This window comes from Rhodococcus sp. NPDC060084 (assembly GCF_042730335.1).
Classification (GTDB): Bacteria; Actinomycetota; Actinomycetes; order Mycobacteriales; family Mycobacteriaceae; genus Rhodococcus.
This window is the reverse complement of record NZ_JBHWWX010000002.1, coordinates 167,846-187,884: the sequence shown is the minus strand read 5'-3', so window position 1 is coordinate 187,884 and position 20,039 is coordinate 167,846. Positions and strand designations below refer to the sequence as shown.

Sequence of the window (20,039 nt, the reverse complement as noted above, 5' to 3'; positions counted from 1 at the left end):
AACTATATGGCGCGCGTCACACTCGGGGGGCGTGAACGACAAAGCGGCGTAGAACGCACACGCCGGGTCACAGTGCGGCGCTCTCGGCGGCAGTCTGCGCGCCCGCCTCGCGGCGCAGTCTCTGGCTCCGCGGACGTTCGAACGCCAGCGACGCGACGAGCCCCACCAGCAGGACTGCCGTCGGCAGCCACATGGACTGGGCCATCGCCGCCGCGAACGGTTCGTGCAAGGAGACCGGCATCTCGAGGGCATCCATCTCGGACGCACCACCACTGCCCAAGCCGTTCGCCGACAGTCGCGCGGCCATGAGCGATCCCAGTGCCGCGCTGCCGAGTACCGCCCCGACCTGCCGGGTGGTGTTGTACACGCCGGAACCCGCACCGGCCAGGGCCCGCGAGAGGTGGTGGGTGGCGGTCGCCGACAACGGCGACCAGATAGCGGCGCTCGCGACACCCATCAGCCCGATCGGCAGCAACAACTGCAGACCGGACGTGTCCGGCGTCATGACCAGCGACAGCCACGCGAACGCGACGGCGAGGAGGGCGAACCCGGCGGACGCGATCACCCTCGGATGCACCCGGTCGACCAGACGGCCCACGCCCGGCGCGAGCACCCCGCTCAGCACGGCCATCGGAATCATGAGCACTGCCGCGCCGGTCGGGCTCAGTCCCCGCACCGCCTGGGCGTAGAACATGAACGGCAGCATCACGGACGTGATCGCGAAGCCGATCGAGGCGATTCCCACGTTCGCCAGGCAGAAGTTTCGGTCGCGGAACAACACGAGCGGCACGAGTGGCTCGCCGCGGGTGACCGCCTGATACCGGACGAACACCACCAGCATCGCGATGCCGGCACCGATCAGCAACCACACCCGCGCGGACCAGTCGTACGAGTTGGCTTCCTGGATGCCGAACACGAGACAGAACAAGCCCAGTCCGCTCAGGATCACGCCTGGAATGTCGAGGCGGTGGGCGTGAGTCGGCAGAACCGGCACATACCGTACGGCGAGGAGGAAACCGACGATGCCGACGGGGACGTTCACGAAGAAGATCCACTCCCACCCCAGGGTGTCCACCAGAACGCCCCCGGCGAGGGGACCGGCCAACGTCGCGATGCCTGCCACCGCGCCCCACAACCCCATGGCACTGCCACGACGGTCGGGCGGGAAAATCCTGGTGATCACGGTCATCGTCTGCGGGGACATCATCGCCGCGCCGAACCCCTGGAACACGCGCGCCACGATGAGCATCTCGACCGTCGACGACATGCCGCACCACAGCGACGCTCCCGTGAACACGACGAGACCGCCCAGGTACATCCGCCGGGGGCCGAAACGATCGCCCAGGCGTCCGGTGACCAGTAGCGGCACCGCATACGCGAGCAGATAGGCGCTGGTGACCCAGACGACGCTGTCGATGTCGGTGTCGAACGCACGCAGGATCGCCGGGTTCGCCACGGCGACGATGGTGCTGTCCACCAGGATCATGAAGAACCCGAGGCACAGCGCGGCCAAGGCCGCCCATTGCCCGCCGGCCCCCTCCGGTGTGGCCGTACCGCTCCCCTCGGTGACACCGCTCACGAAAACCCCTCCGCTCCTCGAAGGTCTACGGTATCCCGGTGGACCCGCATCTCTCGAGCATCGCCACCTTGGCATGGTGCCGTGCGCTCGGACTCGCCGACAACGCACTCACCACGCCGGGTGCGGTACTGCGCGTGGACGCGACGACGCGCACCCTTCGCATCCTGCGGGTGGGCGAGGCCGTCGCGGTGGTCGGTCCCGAATCGGCCGTGTCGGCGATCGCGGAACTCACGCCCGACCGAATCGACGAGACCGCGGTACGCGACGCCACCGGCGGGCGCGCGGTACGCATCGAGGACCTGGGACTGTGCGCCGATTGGGTGGACGCGACGCGCGTACGCGACCCCCTCGTCTCCCACGAGGCCGAGGACCTCGCCGAACTCTTGCGCCACTGCCCTCCCGACGACGTGACCGAAACCGATCTGCCGCTCGCGTGGCCGAGCCGATCGTTCGTTCTGCTCGACGACGATCGCCGGCCCCTCGCCGGAGCGGGCTACCGCGAACTGCATTCGCTGCTCGCCGACGTGCGTGTGATCTCCGCACCCGAGTACCGGCGGATCGGACTCGCCGCGACCGTGACAACGCTCGCGACCCACGACGCGCTCGACACAGGCCTGATCCCCATGTCCCGTGTGCGGCGGGGCAACGCCGCCGCGCGTGGACTCGCTGCGGTGTCGGGGTACACCGAATGGGGAACACAGATGACCGTGCGACTACCCGCCGACCCCTAATACGCGTCGGCACGAGACAGAGCGAGGTGCGCCGTGGCCGAGAACCGCGGATCAGACAAGAAGACCGGCGGCACCTACGTCGAGCCGGGTTCCGGCTTCACCCGTGACACCCGGTACATCGACACCCGCATCACCGCCGACGGCCGCGACGGCTATCCCGTCGAGCCCGGGCGTTACCGGCTCGTCGCGGCACGGGCGTGCCCGTGGGCGAACCGCGCCGTGATCGTGCGGCGACTGCTCGGGCTCGAAGACGCGCTGTCGCTCGGCTTGTGCGGTCCCACACACGACGAACGCAGCTGGACCTTCGACCTCGATCCCGGCGGTGTCGACCCGGTACTCGGCATCCCGCGGCTCCAGGACGCCTACTTCGCCCGGTTCCCCGGGTACGACCGGGGGATCACCGTTCCCGCGATCGTCGAGGTCCCGACCGGCGAAGTCGTCACCAACGACTACGCGCAGATGACGCTCGACTTCTCCACCGAGTGGACGCGGTATCACCGCGACGGTGCACCCGAGTTGTATCCGGAGAGGTTGCGGGACGAGATCGACGAGGTGTCCGACGCCGTGTACCGCGATGTGAACAACGGCGTGTACCGGTGCGGGTTCGCAGGTTCGCAGGCGTCGTACGACCAGGCGTTCGACCGGCTGTTCGCGCGACTCGATCAGCTCGAGGAACGACTGGGCACCCGTCGTTACCTCGTGGGCGAGTCGATCACCGAGGCCGACGTGCGGCTGTTCACGACTCTGGTGCGCTTCGATCCGGTCTATCACGGCCACTTCAAGTGCAACCGGAATCCGCTCACGGCGTTTCCCGCGTTGTGGGGGTACGCCCGAGACCTGTTCCAGACGCCCGGTTTCGGCGACACCGTCGATTTCGTGCAGATCAAGCAGCACTACTACCTGGTGCACACCGATATCAACCCGAGCCGGATCGTTCCGCGGGGACCCGATCTGGCGAATTGGCTCAGCCCGCACGGACGCGACGTCCTGGGCGGGAGGCCGTTCGGCGACGGCACTCCGCCACCGCCGCCGCGCGTGGCCGAGAGTGTTCCTCCCGACCACGCGCCGCGTCGTCACTCTCCGAATCCGTGACCGGGGTAGGTGCCGATGCTGAAGTACACGCCGTGCGGGTCGCGGCAGACGAACCCGTGTGATCCGTAGTCCTCGTCACGGAGTTCGACGGTGACGGTCGCACCCGCGTCGACGACCTTCCGGTACAGGTCGTCGGCTATGGAGTCCTCGGGAACGACGAGATACACCGAGCCGTCGTCGGGGTGCTGGCTCAACTCGGTCTCACGCTTGACGGACCCGAGCATGAGTCCGCCGCCGTACGGCCACGTCAGTTCGGCGTGGTCGACGCGGTTCCCCTCCCCGTAGACGGCGCTTTCGGCGAATCCGAGGGTGTCGACGAGGAACCGGATCGCGGCCCGTGCGTCGCTGTAGGACAGGCACGGCCATACTCCGGGCGCGTGGCCGCTGCCGGTGGTTGTCGTGGTTGCTGTGGTCTCCGATGTGTTCGTCATGACCCCAGTCTTCGCGCCGGTGGCTCACTCGTCTTGGACGATTGGGAACACTTCCTCGGCCAGCCAGCGGGACGGCGGCACACCGGCGAGGTCGCGCCACTCCCGGGCCAGGTGGGCTTGGTCGTAGTAGCCGCACACAGCGGCGACGTCTGCGAGGCGGTGCGGTCCCGCGGTTCGCAACAGACTTCGTGAGCGGTGAAAACGCGCGACCCGCGCGACCTCTTTGGGTGGGAGGCCGAATTCTGCGACGAACCGGCCGGTGAGATACCTACGGCTCCAGCCGAGTTCGTCGGCCACTGTCCGAACCGGACGTCCGGGGTCGGACACCAGCATCCGCCACGCCTGCGAGAGTGCGCTGTCGATTCCCACCTCGCCACTCGCCACGAGGCGTCTGGCGAGGATGCGATCGAGAATCGCGAATCTTTCCGGCCACGTCGGCGTGCCGGCCAGACCGTCGTTCAATTCCCGATAGTCCACACCCAGCACGTCCTCGAGATCGACAGCCCACGACCCCAGTGCGGCAGCAGGTACGCCGAGGAGGGCGCGGGCGCCGGCGGGCGTGAGCGACAACTGGATTCCGTGCTGGAATCCGGTGTGCGCGATGATCACCGGCGCGGACGACAAACCACTCGCGAGTGCGTCGAATGTGTCGGGCGGTCCGACGTCGGGAAGCAAGGCAACCGGCTCGCCAAACGTGATAATTACCGTAACTTCCGGTGACGGCATACCGCGATGGATTCCGGGCGGAAAGCCCGCCAGCCGATATCCTTCGTACCAACGCACGAACGGTCTCAGCAGCGGCGCAGGCCGCTGCCGAGCACCCTGGGAAACCCCGACTGCGCCAGAAGAGCCGGTCACTCGACAAGCGTAACCAGCTCCCGCAGAAAAGAGGACAGAAGCCGAATGAAGGACACCACGGGACCCGTCGAGAAAATGCTCGTGCGGTTGCTCGACAACGGCAGCAAGCTGCAGGGACCCGCAGTTGCGAAGTACGTCGACCTCCTGCGTCGTGCGCATCCGGACGAATCCCCCGCGCAGATCATCACGCGTCTCGAAAAGCAGTTCCTGCTCGGCGTCACGGGCAGCGGATCCGCGGTGGGCGCGACCGCAGCCTTCCCCGGAGTGGGTACCGTCGCGGCACTCGGCGCGGTGGGCGCGGAGACGATCTTCTTCCTCGAAGCGTCGGCTCTGCTCACCCTCGCGATCGCGGCCGTACACGGCATCGAACCCCACGACCACGAACAGCGACGGGCACTCGTGCTGGCGGTCGCGCTCGGCGACACCGGCAAGGAGATCGTCGCGGCGGCCACAGGTACGTCGATGAAGAACTTGCCGAGGGCGCTCACCGGCCAACTCGACAACAAGCAGTTGAAGGTTGTGAACAACTCGCTCGTGAAGGGGTTCGTTCGCAAGTATCTCGCCAAACGGAGCGCACTGGTGCTGGGCAAACTGGTCCCCGCCGGAATCGGTGCCGCGATCGGTGGCGCGGGCAACCGTGCGATCGGGAAGCGCACCATCACCAACGCCCGCGACGCCTTCGGCCCGCCGCCCGCAACGTGGAGCGAACTCCGGACGGTGCCTCCCGTGGCCTGACGGTGGACGTGCCGTCGGCGTACGTCCGGCGGCTGTCCCACACCCGGGTACCGATACGGTCCCGGCTCACCTCCGTACGAGCGAGACCGAAACCTCGCTGTACCCGCCGGCCGGATAGGTGGCGTAGACAAGGTGGGCGCCCTCGGCCGCGGTCAGCGAGGTGGTCGCGCCGAGCAGTTCCTCGACGAGCACGGTCAGTTCGAGTCGCGCGAGCGGTGCTCCGGGACACGCGTGGACGCCACGTCCGTAGAGCAGGTTCGGTTCCGGGTCACGGTCGAATGAGAATTCGTCGGGATCGCCGAAGATCTCCTCGTCACGGTCGGCGGACGCCCACAGCACCAGGACGCGTTCGCCCGCCGGGATGGCGCGATCGGCGACGACGACCTCGCGCGTCGTGCGACGCCGATTGGCGATGAGCGGCGGCCGGATTCGCAGGATCTCGTCGCACGCGGCGCGGATTCGGTCCGGCTCGGCTCTCAGCACACTCTGCACGTCGGGGCGGGATGCCAGGAATGACGCGACGATGCCGACACCCGCACTGATGGTGCTCAGTTCCCCGACCGTCCAGTTGCGGATCATGGAGACGAGTTCGTCGTCGGAGAGCGGCCTTCCGTCGACCCGCTCTGCGAGCAGTTCGGAGGTCACGTCGTGCGTAGGGTTCTCACGCCGCTCGTCGAGTTGTTCGCGGATGTAGCTGTCGAACTCGCCGGCGACGGCGGCCATCGCCTCACGGTCGAGTGCGAGCGTGGCCTCGCGATTCCTGCGAGCCCACTCGCGGAGCGGTTCGTGCAACCGTTCGGGCCAGCCCATGAATCGGCACTGCATGTGGTTCGCGAACGGCTCGGCCAGAGCCGACATGATTTCCACGTCCCCGTCGCCGAGCGCGTCCAGCAGTCCGCGCGTCACCTCACGGCAGTCGGGTTCGAAGGCGCGCATCCGTTCAGGAGTGAAGTACCGGTCGTTGATGTCGCGGAACAGGGTGTGCTCGGGCGGGTCCATGCCGTTGGGGACGGACCGTCGAGGGGAGACCCGATTGCTGAAGGCCGCGGGGTCGTCGAGGATGCGCACCACGTCGGCGTGGCGGAACACCGCCCAATTGCCATACGCGCTGTGGGCCACGGGGCACCGGTGCCGCATGTCGTCGTAGGCGGCGATCTGGTTGTCCTGAACGGCAGACGAGCGGGGGTCCCAGTCCACGGGCATTTCGTCGGACATGTGCCCTCCTCGTCGGAGCGGTACGGGCGTGTCCAGTGTGCCGCCCCTGAACCGCTCCCCGGGTGCGTTTGCGTCCACCCTCGTGAACTCGTCGTGTGCCCATTCCCGCGATGCGACATCGTGAGTCGTCGCGGTCCTGCACGTAAGCTCACGAAGGCTCGTGGCACCGTGCCGCGTGGCCGAGTGCAAGGGGGTTCTCACCGGTGACAACACCGTCAGCGCACACGCCGTACGGCGGTGCAGGATTCGGTGGGCAGCCGTCTGTGCCGCCCGCGGGGATCGTCGTCCAGGGACTGACCAAGGCGTTCGGCACTCACACCGCGGTAGCCGACCTGAGTTTCACGGTTCCTCCCGGTTCCGTCACCGGTTTTCTCGGACCCAACGGTTCCGGTAAGACGACCACGCTGGGCATGGTGCTCGGCCTCATCCGCCCGACCTCCGGAGCCGCTTTCGTCGACGGTGTCCCGTTCGCAGACCTCGAGCACCCCGCACAGATCGTGGGCGCGGTACTCGACGCGCGCAGCGCACACCCGAAACACACGGCTCTGACACACCTGCGCGTGTACTGCGCGGCAATCGGGGTTCCCGACACCCGCGCGACCCAGATGCTCGACCTGGTCGGCCTGGCGCCCGCCGCGAAGCGCCGTATCGGTGAGTTCTCGCTCGGCATGCGGCAGCGCCTCGCGCTCGCGACCGCGCTGCTGGGGCAGCCGCGGTACCTGGTCCTCGACGAACCGGCCAACGGTCTCGATCCCGAGGGCATGGCCTGGCTACGCGATTTCCTCGTCTCCTACGCCCGCAACGGCGGGACCGTGCTGATCTCGAGCCACATCCTGCGCGAGGTCGAACAGATGGCGGACCACCTCGTCATCATCAGCAACGGAGCACTGGTGGCCGCGAGCAGCATGGAGGAACTCCGTGCGACGTACCGGCCACGTGTCCTGGTGGCCGCATCGGACCCTGCCCGGCTCGCCACCGCCCTCGCCGCGGCCGGGCACACCGACGCGCAGGTCCAGCCCGACGGGCGTCTGGCGGTCGTGGGCCTCTCGGTCGACCGGATCACCACGCTCGCCGCCGAATCACAGGTCACCCTCTTCGGCACGACCGTCGAAAGTGTCGACCTCGAGCAGGTGTACCTGTCGATGACCGCCGGTCGCTACACGGCTACGCACCCCGGGCCCGGCGGCCCGTGGAACGGCCCCGGCTGGGGACAGCCGCCGCACCCGGCCCAGCAGTACCCGGGCTACCAGCAGTATCCGGGACCCGCGCAGATCACTCACCCGCCGCAATACGCGAATCCCCAGCACCCCGGGCCCCACCAGCAGTACGCGCCGCAGCCGTACCCCCCGCAGCCGTACCCCCCGCAGCCGTATCCCGCCCAGCCGAACCCGCCACAGCAGTACTACGGCCCACCGCAGCAACAGCCGACCGGATCAGAAGGACCCTCCGCATGACCGCGCTCCTGACCGCCGAGTTCCGCAAAGTGCTGAGCTTGCGCTACTGGTGGATTCTCGGCATCGCTCCGCTCCTCGTCGGACTGTTCTGCGGGGCGCTGACGCTGCCGGTGATGCGTCAACTCGAAGACGTGGTCGGTGAGGACTTCGCGGAGGCCGCCGCAGCGGCAGTGGGCATCTCACTGGCCCTGGCACTGGTGTTCCTCTTCGCGGCATTGTTCGGGGTGGTCAACACCGGCAGCGAATTCCAGCACCGCACGGTGATCACGACGTTCCTCACCACGCGGGGCCGCGACCGGGTTCTCGCAACAAAGCTGGCGGTCGTCGCGATCTTCGGTCTGGCGTACTGCCTCGTCGCCGAAGCAATCTCCGCCTTGACCATCTTGTTGTTCGGCGGCGGGTTCAGCGGTGCCGATTTCGGAACGGTCGGCGCGGTCCTCGGCACCGGTCTGCTCTGCGCCGTGTTGTGGGCGCTGATCGGCGCGGGAGTCGGACTGCTCACCGGCTCGATGACGGGTTCCGTTCTCGCGATCTGCGCGTGGATCCCGTTCGGTGAACTGATCGTCTCGCTGGTCCTGCACGGGATCGGGCTGGGCGCGATCGCGCAGTACCTGCCCGGACAGGTCACCTGGTACACGCTGTTCTCGGTGGTCGAAATGCCGGACGACGTCGAGATGGCGGTGCGGTGGCCGCTCGCACCCCTCGTCCTGATTCTCTGGACGGTGCTGTTCTGTGGCCTCGGCTGGTGGCGGACCCGCAACCGCGACTTCGTCTGACCCCGCGCGCTCACCGGTGTCGCCGGGCGGCGATAGTGTCGATCGGATGGCACACCTCACCGCACCGGAGTCGCCTCCGACCGGCTGGATACGCCGGCTCGGAGGCGAAGCCCTGCGCCACCGCACTCAGGCGCTGGGGGCTCTCGCGGTCACGATCGTCGCTGCACTGATCGATATCGCGTTCCCGCTGCTGACGAAGGTCGCCCTCGACAGTGCGACCGGACAGGGCGACGTCGCCCCGGACGACACGCGACTGATCGGGCTGGCCGCGGGTGCGATCGCTGCCGGTGCGGTCGTCCGGTTCGGATGCCAGTACGGCCGGCGCATGCTCGCCGGACGCTTGTCTCTGAACGTCCAGCACGACCTTCGGCTACGGCTGCTCGGATCGCTGCAACGGCTCGACGGTCACGGACAGGACCGGATCCGGACCGGCCAGGTGGTGTCCCGGTCGATCACGGACCTGCAACTCGTCCAGGGATTGCTCGCACTCGTACCGATGTCCGCGGGTGCGCTGTTGCAGTTCGTTCTCTCCGTCGTGATCATGCTCGCGCTGTCCCCGCTGCTCACACTCGTCGCGGTGGTGGCGGTGCCGATCATCGTGACGGTGGTCCGCGTCGTCCGTCCCACACTGTTCGCGGCCACGTGGTCGGCGCAGCAGCGCGCGGCGGATCTCGCACAGCACGTCGAGGAAACGGTCACCGGCGTGCGGGTGGTCAAAGGTTTCGGACAGGAAAGCCGGTCGGTCGATCAACTCGAGGATCACGGGCGCCGGCTCTACGCCGAACGATTGCGCGCGGCCCGGGTGAACTCCCGGTTCGCCGCACCGATGGGCGCCATCCCCCAGCTGGGACTGGTAGCCACCATCGCGATCGGCGGCTGGCTCGCCCTCGAAGGCACGATCACCGTCGGTACGTTCGTCGCGTTCACTGCCTATGTCGCAACGACCACCGCGACGACCCGGACCCTCGCCCAGGTCGTGATCATGGCGCAACTCTCCCGCGCGGCCGTCGAGCGTGTGTACGAAGTGATCGACACCGAGCCCGATGTCGCCGATCCCCCGCATCCTGCGACCCTCCCCGAGGGTCCGCTCGGACTGGCGTTCCGCAACGTCACCTTCGGTTTCGAACCCGGCCGCGATGTCCTGCGCGGTGTCGACCTCGAACTGTCCCCCGGCGAGACCGTCGCGGTCGTCGGCCCCGCCGGTTCCGGCAAAACCGCCATGTCGCTGCTCGTCCCGCGGTTCTACGCGCCTCACGCCGGATCGGTGTGCGTGACCTCGAACGGCGAGGACGTCGACGTCGCATCGCTGCGCGCCGCCGACGTGCGTTCGGCGGTGAGCCTGGTCTTCGACGAACCGTTCCTGTTCTCCGACACCGTCGCCTCCAACATCGCGCTCGGTCGTCCCGATGCGACCGACGAGGAGATCCGCGCCGCCGCCACGGCGGCACGGGCGGACGAGTTCATCGAGGCGCTGCCCGACGGGTACGACACCGTCGTCGGCGAACGGGGCCTGACGCTGTCGGGCGGACAGCGACAGCGCGTCGCACTCGCCCGGGCTCTGCTCGTCGACCCGCGTGTCCTGATTCTCGACGATGCGACGTCCGCGGTGGACGCGGAAACCGAAGCCGCTATCTACGCCGCGCTCCGGGCACAGCCCCAGCGCACCACCCTGGTGCTCGCCCACCGCCGCTCCACGCTGGCTCTCGCCGACCGCGTCGCGGTGCTCGACGGTGGCCGGATCGTCGACGTGGGCACCGCCGACGAACTCGACGCACGCAGTCCCGTGTTCCGGCGGCTTCTGTCGAGCAGTGAGGTTCTCGACGAGGACCTGCCCGGCGAGCCGGAGCCCCTCGACGCCCATGTCCTCTGGCCCACGGAATTCGAGCCCGAGGCCACCACACCGGCGGCCACCGGGGCACCGCCCGCTCCACGCGGCCCCGGAGGCGGTGGACCGGGCAGCGGCGCACTCGGCGCCGTCGCTCCGACACCGGAGTTGCGCGCAGCGGTGGCCGCACTGCCACCGGCTACCGAGACCCCGGGTGACGCCCCGGCATTGCGTTCGGATGCGCTGCGCCGACCGGATCCCGAGTTCCGCTTGTGGACCACCCTGCGGCCGGTGCGGCTGTTGCTCGCCGCCGTGGCAGTGTGCCTGGCGGTCGAGTCGCTCATCGGAATCGCGTTTCCGACGATCGTGCGATTCGCCGTCGACCGCGGCGTGACGCCCGGCAACCCGCAGGCGCTGTGGGAAGCGGCGTTCGCGGGCACAGTCCTCGCGCTGCTCGGCTGGGCGGCGGTGGCGATCCTGACGATCCTGACCGCCCGGGCCGGCGAGCGGGTCCTGTTCGGACTGCGCGTCCGCAGTTATGCGCACCTGCAGAGACTCGGGCTCGACTACTACGAACGGGAACTGTCGGGCCGGATCATGACGCGCATGACGACGGACGTGGATGCGCTGTCCCAGTTCATCCAGACGGGTCTGTCGACCGCGGTGGTCAGCGTGCTGACGCTGACCGGCATCTCCGTCGCGCTGATCGTGACCGACGGATCGCTGGCCCTCGTCGTCCTGGCGGCGATCCCCGTCCTCATCGCGGTGACGTTCTGGTTCAGGTCTGTCTCGCGCGATGCATATGCGCAGTCCCGCGAGCGCATATCGCAGGTCAACGCGATGTTCCAGGAGAACGTGACGGGTCTGCGGGCCGCGCAGGCCTATCGCCGTGAGGAGAACGCGGCCCGGCTGTTCGCCGAACGTGCCGACTCGTACCGTCGCAGCCGCATGCGGTCGCAGCGAGCGATCTCGCTGTACTTCCCCTTCATCTCGCTGCTCTCGGACCTCGCCCTGGCGGCGGTCGTGTTCGTCGGCGCGCGCGAGGTCGCGTCGGGTGCTGCCACTCCCGGTGTGCTCATCGCCTTCGTGCTCTATCTGAACCTGCTCTTCGCTCCCATCCAGCAGTTGTCGCAGGTGTTCGACGGTTACCAGCAGGCCCGGGTCGGGCTCCGCCGCATCGGCGACCTTCTGCGCACCGAGAGTTCCCTCGAAACCGGGCCGACCGGGGACGTTCCCATTTCCGGTCACCTGCACGGCGACGTGAGCCTTCGCGGCGTCGGCTTCCGGTACAGCGGCGCCGAGAGCGACGCGCTCACCGACGTGGATCTCGACATTCCCGCGGGCGCGACCGTGGCACTGGTCGGCCGCACCGGCGCCGGAAAGTCGACGGTCGTCAAACTGCTGGCGCGGTTCTACGACCCCACCTCCGGTGCGGTGCGCGTCGACGGGACCGATGTGAGGCGTTACCGCCTGCCGGACTACCGCGCAAGGCTCGGCGTGGTGCCGCAGGAGGCGCACCTGTTCACCGGGTCCATCGCAAGCAATATCGCCTACGGCCGGCCCGAGTCGAGTCGCGAACGCATCGAGAGTGCGGCCCGGGCCGTCGGTGCTCTGGACATGATCGCCGGGCTGAGCGGGGGTATGCACCATCCCGTCGGTGAGCGCGGGCAAGGACTGTCCGCGGGGCAGCGCCAGCTCATCGCGCTCGCCCGCGCGGAACTGGTCGACCCCGACCTGTTGCTGCTCGACGAGGCGACCGCGACCCTCGATCCCGCCACGGAACGCGCGGTGCTCGAGGCGGGGGCGACCGTCACGCGTTCGCGCACCGCGGTCGTCGTCGCGCATCGCCTCGCAACGGCAGCGCGCGCCGATCTCGTCGTGGTGGTCGACGGCGGACGGATCGTCGAAGCCGGACCCCACGAGACGTTGCGTCGTGCCGGCGGTCTGTACACCACGTTGTGGCAACTCGCCAGCGGAGCGCTCGTGCCGGAGACGGTGGGCGACGGCGTCGTACACCCGTCTTCGTCACAGATCACACGTGAGTCCTCGCATTTGTAACGGGGTCCGTTCTGCGGCGATGCACGATTGAGGGAATAATCGGCGGTCGAGAACCGTCGTCGATGGTGACCCCGTCGACTCAGATTGTGAGGTGGCTCTCGGGCATGGATGATCAGTTCGGATCGTCACACACCCACCAGCTAGCCTCATATGCATAGGCGCTCCGATCGGGTACCGAAGAAAGAAACGAGGCGAACAACTGCCGTGAGCAGCAGCTCTACATCACAGTTCGGACAGAACCAGTGGTTGGTTGACGAGATGTACCAGCGGTTTCAGGACGATCCATCGTCCGTGGACGAGAGCTGGCACGAGTTTCTCACCGACTATTCTCCCGAGGCACACGTGGCCGGAGGCTCCAACGGCGCCGAGGTGAAGACCCCCGAGAAGTCCACTCAGCCCTCCGCCACCAAGACTGCCCCGGCTGCTGCACCCGCAGCGCCGAAGGCGTCCGCCTCGTCTACCAAGGCTCCCGCGAAGTCCTCCGACAACGCCGGTAACTCTGCTGCGAAGCCGGCTGCCGCGCCGGCGAAGGCCGCACCGGCCAAGCCTGCGACCGCGTCCAAGCCTGCGACCGCGTCCAAGCCTGCTCCGAAGCCGGCGAGCACCTCTTCCGACAAGAAGTCCGAGGAGACCAAGGTTCTCCGGGGCGCGGCTGCTGCCGTCGCGAAGAACATGAACGCCTCGCTGTCGATCCCGACGGCCACCAGCGTTCGCGCGGTCCCCGCGAAGTTGATGTTCGACAACCGCATCGTCATCAACAACCACCTCGCCCGCACCCGGGGCGGCAAGGTCTCGTTCACTCATCTTCTCGGCTACGCGATCGTCCAGGCGGTCAAGGCGTACCCGAACATGAACAACCACTACGCCGAGATCGACGGGAAGCCCAACCTCGTCACCCCCGCGCACACCAACCTCGGTCTCGCGATCGACCTGCCGGGCAAGAACGGTTCGCGTTCGCTCGTCGTCGCCGCAATCCGCAACTGCGAGACGATGAACTTCGCGCAGTTCTACTCGGCGTACGAGGACATCGTCCGCCGCGCGCGCGACGGCAAGCTCACCGGCGAAGACTTCTCCGGCGTCACCATCTCGCTGACCAACCCGGGCGGCATCGGCACCGTGCATTCGGTGCCGCGCCTGATGGGCGGACAGGGAGCGATCATCGGTGCCGGTGCGATGGAGTACCCCGCCGAGTTCCAGGGCGCATCCGATGCCCGTATCGCCGAGATGGGCATCGGCAAGCTGCTGACGCTGACCTCGACCTACGACCACCGGGTCATCCAGGGCGCCGAGTCGGGTGAGTTCCTCAAAACCATCCACCAGCTGCTGATCTCCGACGAGTTCTACGACGAGATCTTCCACACGCTGCACATTCCTTACGAGCCGGTCCGCTGGCGCAAGGACGTGCCCGAGGGCCTGGTCGACAAGAGCACCCGCGTGCTCGAGCTCATCGCCGCCTACCGCAGCCGCGGCCACCTCATGGCCGACACCGATCCGCTGCAGTTCGTCCGCGACAAGTTCCGGTCGCATCCGGATCTCGACGTGATCACCCACGATCTGACGCTGTGGGATCTCGATCGCGAGTTCAACGTCGGCGGCTTCCACGGCAAGCAGAAGATGAAGCTGCGCGACGTCCTGTCCGTGCTGCGCGACGCGTACTGCCGCCACGTCGGTATCGAGTACACGCACATCCTCGAGCCCGAGCAGCAGCAGTGGATCCAGGAACGCGTCGAGGCGCACCACGTCAAGCCGACGGTCGCCCAGCAGAAGTACATTCTCAGCCGCCTCAACGCCGCCGAGGCGTTCGAGACGTTCCTGCAGACCAAGTACGTCGGCCAGAAGCGTTTCTCGCTCGAGGGGTCCGAGTCGGTCATCCCGATGATGGACGCCATCATCGATCAGGCCGCCGAGCACCAGCTCGACGAAGTCGCCATCGCGATGCCGCACCGTGGCCGCCTCAACGTGCTCGCCAACATCGTGGGCAAGCCGTACTCCCAGATCTTCACGGAGTTCGAGGGCAACCTGAACCCGGCCGCCGCACACGGCTCCGGCGACGTGAAGTACCACCTGGGCGCCGAGGGCACCTACATCCAGATGTTCGGCGAGAACGACATCAAGGTGTCGCTCACCGCCAACCCGTCGCACCTCGAAGCCGTCAACCCGGTGCTCGAGGGCCTGGTTCGCGCCAAGCAGGACATCCTCGACAAGGGCGAGAGCGGCTTCACCGTTCTGCCGCTGCTGCTGCACGGCGACGCCGCGTTCGCGGGTCAGGGTGTCGTGGCGGAGACGCTCAACCTCGCATTGCTGCGCGGCTACCGCACCGGCGGCACCGTGCACATCGTGGTCAACAACCAGGTCGGCTTCACCACCGCCCCGGAGCACTCGCGTTCGTCGGAGTACTGCACCGATGTGGCGAAGATGATCGGTGCGCCGATCTTCCACGTCAACGGTGACGACCCCGAGGCGTGTGTGTGGGTTGCGCAGCTCGCCGTGGACTTCCGCGAGAAGTTCCACAAGGACGTCGTGATCGACATGATCTGCTACCGCCGCCGCGGCCACAACGAGGGCGACGATCCCTCGATGACGCAGCCGGCGATGTACGACGTCATCGACACCAAGCGCAGCGTCCGCAAGAGCTACACCGAGGCCCTGATCGGCCGCGGGGACATCTCGCTCAAGGAAGCCGAAGACGCCCTGCGCGACTACCAGGGTCAGCTCGAGCGGGTCTTCAACGAGGTGCGCGAGCTGGAGAAGTACCAGCCGGAACCGTCCGAATCGGTCGAGCTCGACCAGACTCCGCCCGCGCGTCTGAAGACTGCTGTCGACAAGGACGTGCTCGAGCGGATCGGCGACGCGTTCGCCGATGTGCCCGACGGCTTCAGCGTGCACCCGCGCGTCAAGCCCGTGATCGAGAAGCGCCGTACGATGTCGCGCGAGGGCCACATCGACTGGGCCTACGCCGAGCTCCTCGCATTCGGCTCGCTCGTCGAGCAGGGCGCACTCGTGCGCCTGGCCGGCCAGGACTCGCGTCGCGGCACCTTCACGCAGCGTCACTCGGTGCTGATCGACCGCAAGACGGGCGAGGATTACAGCCCGCTCGCGGCAGTCGCCGCCGAGGCCGGTAACGGCGGACGCTTCATGGTGTACGACTCGGCTCTGACCGAGTTCGCAGGCCTGGGCTTCGAGTACGGCTACTCGGTGGGCAACCCCGATGCACTCGTGCTGTGGGAGGCGCAGTTCGGCGACTTCGTCAACGGCGCGCAGTCGATCATCGACGAGTTCATCTCGTCGGGTGAGGCCAAGTGGGGCCAGCTTTCGGACGTCGTGCTGCTGCTGCCGCACGGCCACGAGGGTCAGGGCCCCGACCACACCTCGGGCCGTATCGAGCGCTGGCTCCAGCTGTGCGCCGAGGGCTCGATGACCGTGGCGATGCCGTCGACCCCGGCGAGCTACTTCCACTTGCTGCGCCGTCACCACCTGGACGGCATCCGCCGCCCGCTCGTGGTGTTCACGCCGAAGTCGATGCTGCGCAACAAGGCTGCGGTCAGCAACATCGAGGACTTCACCGAGGGCAAGTTCCGTTCCATCCTCGAAGAGGTCCCGTTCGAGGACGGATCTGCCGACCGCTCGAAGGTCGAACGTGTCCTGCTGACCTCCGGCAAGATCTACTGGGAACTGCTCGCGAAGAAGCAGAAGGAAGGCCGCGACGACATCGCGATCGTCCGTGTCGAGCAGCTGTACCCGGTGCCGCGTCGCCGTATCGCGGAGACGCTCGAGCAGTACCCGAACGCGTCCGAGTTCTTCTGGGTCCAGGAAGAGCCGGCGAACCAGGGTGCATGGCCGTTCTTCGGTCTGGCGCTGCCCGAGATGCTCCCGGAGAAGCTGGCCGGGATCAAGCGGATCTCGCGTCGCGCGATGTCCGCGCCGTCCTCGGGATCGAGCAAGGTCCACGCTGTCGAACAGCAGGAGATCCTCGAGAAGGCCTTCACGCGGTAAGAAGCCCCGTTGCGGTCCCTCACGGGGGCCTGACGGTTCTCATGCGAGCCGGGTCGGTTCGTCCTACGGGACGACCGGCCCGGCTCGCGAGGTTTCGACGGCGATCGGCTCCGACGGCAGCCCGCCGATCGAGTCCGGCTGAGCCGACGCCACCACCGCAGGAAGCGCGGCGACCGCCAGATCGACGAACTGCTCGCGGGTGAGTGCGGAGTCGTGGTTCGGCGCGGTGTCCGGGTCGTGCGCCGGAGACGGCGAGATGCCCTGCTCCTGCAGCCACGCGATCGTGATGTCCTCGACGAACGCCACCCAGCCGCGGACCGCGAGGCGGACCATTGCGTCGACATCGATACCGATGCTCGGCAGGTGCGTGACCGTGCGCTCGACCATGGCGCGCCGAGTCTCCTCGAAGACCGCCCGCATGTCGGGGTCGCCGCTGACCGAACCCCGGAGCATCGAGACGTAGGTGGCGGGGCGTTCGGTGACGTAGTCGACGTACGCGACGACGGTGCCGCGCAGCATCTCCATCGGATCCAGGCTCTCGTCGGGAGCGGTCCGTTCGAGCATGTCGCGGCTGATGTGCTGCACGACCGCCACCTGGAAATCGTGCTTGGACCCGAAGTAGTGGAACAGCAGTCCGCGCGACACCCCGGCGCGGTCGGCGATGTCCTCGACCGAGATCTGGTCGAGGGAGCGACTGGCGAGTAGCTCCACGCCGAGCTCGATCAGTTGAGCACGGCGTTGCTGTGGACTCAGGCGGGTTCGCCGCCCTCGTTTCACGGAACTGTTGCCTTTCACCGTTCCATGCAAGCATTCTTATTGAATAATGGTCAACAACCTATTGACCACGTCACGCCGACCCCTTAATCTCAGATACATGAGTCTTCCGGTTACAGACACCTCCGCCGGTGAGAGCACCCGCCGGATCGATACGCTGATCATCGGCAGTGGGTTCGCCGGACTCGGCGCCGCCATCAAGCTCTCGCAGGCCGGCAAGGAATTCCTGGTCCTCGAACGCGCGGCCGAGGTGGGTGGCACCTGGCGCGACAACACCTATCCCGGTGCCGCGTGCGACGTGCCGTCGAACCTCTACTCCTACTCGTTCGCACTCAATCCCGGATGGACACGCTCGTTCTCGCCCCAGCCCGAGATCCAGGCGTACATCACCTCCGTGGCCGACAAGTACGAGGTCCGCCGGCGCACCGTGTTCGGCTGCGACGTCCAGGACGCACACTGGAACGGCGACACGCACCGCTGGGACGTGCGCACCACCCGTGGCGATTTCAGCGCCAAGAACCTCGTCTCCGCGGTCGGCGCCCTGTGCGAACCCTCGCTTCCCGACATCGCGGGAATCGACCGCTTCGGTGGCGAGATCTTCCACTCCGCCCGGTGGAACCACGACGCCGACCTCACCGGTAAGCGGGTTGCCGTCATCGGGACCGGCGCGTCTGCCATCCAGATCGTGCCCGCCATCGCCGGCACGGTCGCGCACCTCGACGTGTACCAGCGCACCGCGCCGTGGGTCCTCCCCCGCGCCGACCGCGAATACACGAAGGCCGAAAAGTTTGCCTTCCGGTACATTCCCGGCTTCCAGCGACTCTCACGCACCCTGCAGTACCTCATGCGGGAAACACAGGTGGTCGGGCTCGCCAAGGCACCCGTCTTCATGAAGCCGCTCGAACTCGCCGCGAGGGCGCAGATCCGCCGGGGCATCTCCGATCGCGCACTGCGGCGCAAGGTCACCCCGAATTTCGGAATCGGCTGCAAGCGCATGCTGATCTCCAACAACTACTACCCGGCACTCGACCGCCCGAACGTCGACCTGGTCACCGACGGCATCGCCGAGGTCACCACCGACGGCATCGTGACGAAGGACGGCACCACCCGCGAGGTCGACGCGATCGTCGTCGCCACCGGATTCCACGTCACCGACTCCCCGATGTTCGCGGGGATCTTCGGCAAGGACGGTCGCTCTCTCGCAGACGTATTCGACGAAACCGGCATGCAGGGATACAAGGGGTCCACGGTCGCGGGGTTCCCGAACCTGTTCTTCCTCGTCGGCCCCAACACCGGCCTCGGACACACGTCCATGGTGTACATGATCGAGTCGCAGCTCAACTATCTCGTCGACGCGATCGACACGATCGATCGGCATCGTCTCGGCACCGTCGAAGTGCGCCAGGACGCCCAGGACGAGTACAACCGGGGAATCCAGGACGCACTGAAGAACAGCGTGTGGAACAACGGCGGCTGCGCTAGCTGGTACCTCGACAAGCACGGCAACAACACGACGCTCTGGCCCGGTTTCACTTTCGAATTCCGCCGCATCACCAAGCATTTCGACCTCGACGCGTACCGTAGCGTGGCCGAGTCCGATCTCCCGGCACCTGCCGAAGCCGTCGAATCCGCCGGCACCACCACCGAGCGCACCGCGCCCGCATCCAGGAAGGCTGCACTCCAGTGAGCGAATTCGAGGGCAGGGTCGTCGTCATCACGGGAGCCGCATCCGGAATCGGACGGGCGCTCGCCGTCGACCTCGCCGGCCGGGGCGCCGCACTCGCACTGTCCGACGTGGATACGGTGGGCCTCGCGGAAACCGCGCGCCTGGCAAGCAGTCTCGGTGCCGAGGTGAAGTCCGATCACCTCGACGTCACGCAGCGGGAAGCTGTGTACGCGTATGCCGAGGCCGTCGTCGCCCGCTTCGGCAAGGTCAACCAGTTGTACAACAACGCGGGGATCGCCTATCACGGTGAGTTCGAACGGTCCGAGTTCAAGGACATCGAACGGATCGTCGATGTGGATTTCTGGGGCGTCGTCAACGGCACCAAAGCCTTTCTGCCGCATCTGATCGCATCCGGCGACGGGCACCTGATCAACGTGTCGAGCCTGTTCGGCCTGCTGGGCATCCCCGGCCAGACGGCATACAACGCCGCCAAGTTCGCGGTCCGCGGATTCACCGAATCCTTGCGTCAGGAAATGCTGATCGCCAAGCATCCCGTCCGCGTGACCTGCGTGCACCCGGGCGGCATCAAGACCGCCATCGCACGGAACGCGGCAGTGCCCGACGGCGACGACCAGCAGAGCTTCGCGCAGTTCTTCGACAGCAAACTCGCCCGTACCACCCCGGAGGCCGCCGCGAAGACGATCCTCCGGGGCGTCCGGAAGAACCGCCCCCGCGTGCTCATCGGCGCCGACGCCAAGTTGCTCGACGGCTGGGTCCGGATCGTCGGTCCGTCCTACCAGCGTGTCGTAGCGACGGTTGCGGGTCGCATCATGCCCAAGAACTAGGCTGCGC

Annotated in this window: 14 protein-coding genes; 9 read left to right on the top strand and 5 right to left on the bottom strand. The window is 67.4% G+C overall.

What is annotated here, in order from left to right; all coding sequences use genetic code 11:
- Positions 1-67: 67 nt before the first annotated feature.
- On the bottom strand, positions 68-1,579 hold the full coding sequence (locus ACFWBU_RS02355; RefSeq protein ID WP_378527354.1) for an MFS transporter: 1,512 nt from the start codon (positions 1,577-1,579) through the stop codon (positions 68-70).
- Between the two features lie 38 nt (positions 1,580-1,617).
- On the opposite strand from ACFWBU_RS02355, the gene ACFWBU_RS02350 reads away from it, so the two are divergent.
- Both ACFWBU_RS02350 and ACFWBU_RS02345 read left to right on the top strand, forming a co-directional pair.
- On the top strand, positions 1,618-2,310 hold the full coding sequence (locus ACFWBU_RS02350) for a GNAT family N-acetyltransferase (protein ID WP_169652629.1): 693 nt from the start codon (positions 1,618-1,620) through the stop codon (positions 2,308-2,310).
- Positions 2,311-2,343: 33 nt separating this feature from the next.
- On the top strand, positions 2,344-3,402 hold the full coding sequence (locus tag ACFWBU_RS02345) for a glutathione S-transferase family protein (RefSeq protein WP_169621683.1): 1,059 nt from the start codon (positions 2,344-2,346) through the stop codon (positions 3,400-3,402).
- On the opposite strand, the gene ACFWBU_RS02340 is transcribed toward ACFWBU_RS02345, so the two are convergent.
- Together ACFWBU_RS02340 and ACFWBU_RS02335 are read right to left on the bottom strand one after the other, a co-directional pair.
- The gene (locus ACFWBU_RS02340; RefSeq protein ID WP_378527351.1) at positions 3,384-3,833 is read right to left on the bottom strand and encodes a VOC family protein; all 450 of its coding nucleotides are present in this window, start codon (positions 3,831-3,833) and stop codon (positions 3,384-3,386) included. The two genes, ACFWBU_RS02345 and ACFWBU_RS02340, sit on opposite strands and share 19 nt — an antisense overlap.
- 24 nt (positions 3,834-3,857) lie before the next feature.
- Positions 3,858-4,691, bottom strand: coding sequence for a helix-turn-helix domain-containing protein (locus tag ACFWBU_RS02335; RefSeq protein WP_378527349.1), 834 nt, complete (start codon positions 4,689-4,691; stop codon positions 3,858-3,860).
- A gap of 45 nt (positions 4,692-4,736) precedes the next feature.
- On the opposite strand from ACFWBU_RS02335, the gene ACFWBU_RS02330 reads away from it, so the two are divergent.
- Positions 4,737-5,426: a hypothetical protein gene (locus ACFWBU_RS02330; protein WP_378527348.1), complete on the top strand. Its 690-nt coding sequence runs from the start codon at positions 4,737-4,739 to the stop codon at positions 5,424-5,426.
- A 66-nt stretch (positions 5,427-5,492) separates the two neighbouring features.
- Here the strand turns inward: ACFWBU_RS02330 and ACFWBU_RS02325 are convergent, their stop codons facing one another.
- Positions 5,493-6,641 (bottom strand): cytochrome P450, encoded by a 1,149-nt coding sequence (locus tag ACFWBU_RS02325; protein ID WP_378527347.1) that lies wholly within the window; start codon positions 6,639-6,641, stop codon positions 5,493-5,495.
- A gap of 203 nt (positions 6,642-6,844) precedes the next feature.
- Between ACFWBU_RS02325 and ACFWBU_RS02320 the strand changes: the two genes are divergently transcribed.
- The 4 genes from ACFWBU_RS02320 to ACFWBU_RS02305 all read left to right on the top strand — a co-directional run bounded on the left by ACFWBU_RS02320 (position 6,845) and on the right by ACFWBU_RS02305 (position 16,747).
- Complete coding sequence (locus tag ACFWBU_RS02320) at positions 6,845-8,095, top strand: ABC transporter ATP-binding protein (protein WP_378527346.1); 1,251 nt, start codon at positions 6,845-6,847, stop codon at positions 8,093-8,095.
- On the top strand, positions 8,092-8,871 hold the full coding sequence (locus ACFWBU_RS02315; RefSeq protein ID WP_378527345.1) for an ABC transporter permease: 780 nt from the start codon (positions 8,092-8,094) through the stop codon (positions 8,869-8,871). Before ACFWBU_RS02320 ends, ACFWBU_RS02315 begins: the two co-directional genes overlap by 4 nt.
- 46 nt (positions 8,872-8,917) lie before the next feature.
- Positions 8,918-12,754: an ABC transporter ATP-binding protein gene (locus ACFWBU_RS02310; protein ID WP_378527343.1), complete on the top strand. Its 3,837-nt coding sequence runs from the start codon at positions 8,918-8,920 to the stop codon at positions 12,752-12,754.
- A 204-nt stretch (positions 12,755-12,958) separates the two neighbouring features.
- Entirely contained in the window at positions 12,959-16,747 is a 3,789-nt protein-coding gene (locus ACFWBU_RS02305) for a multifunctional oxoglutarate decarboxylase/oxoglutarate dehydrogenase thiamine pyrophosphate-binding subunit/dihydrolipoyllysine-residue succinyltransferase subunit (RefSeq protein ID WP_296550993.1), read from the top strand.
- 63 nt (positions 16,748-16,810) lie between these two features.
- On the opposite strand, the gene ACFWBU_RS02300 is transcribed toward ACFWBU_RS02305, so the two are convergent.
- Positions 16,811-17,542 carry a TetR/AcrR family transcriptional regulator gene (locus ACFWBU_RS02300; RefSeq protein WP_378527342.1) on the bottom strand — a complete coding sequence of 244 codons (732 nt, stop codon included), beginning with the start codon at positions 17,540-17,542 and terminating at the stop codon, positions 16,811-16,813.
- Between the two features lie 79 nt (positions 17,543-17,621).
- Between ACFWBU_RS02300 and ACFWBU_RS02295 the strand changes: the two genes are divergently transcribed.
- Entirely contained in the window at positions 17,622-19,208 is a 1,587-nt protein-coding gene (locus ACFWBU_RS02295) for an NAD(P)/FAD-dependent oxidoreductase (RefSeq protein ID WP_169652621.1), read from the top strand.
- Positions 19,205-20,032 carry an SDR family NAD(P)-dependent oxidoreductase gene (locus tag ACFWBU_RS02290; protein WP_378527341.1) on the top strand — a complete coding sequence of 276 codons (828 nt, stop codon included), beginning with the start codon at positions 19,205-19,207 and terminating at the stop codon, positions 20,030-20,032. Before ACFWBU_RS02295 ends, ACFWBU_RS02290 begins: the two co-directional genes overlap by 4 nt.
- The last annotated feature ends 7 nt before the right edge of the window (positions 20,033-20,039 follow it).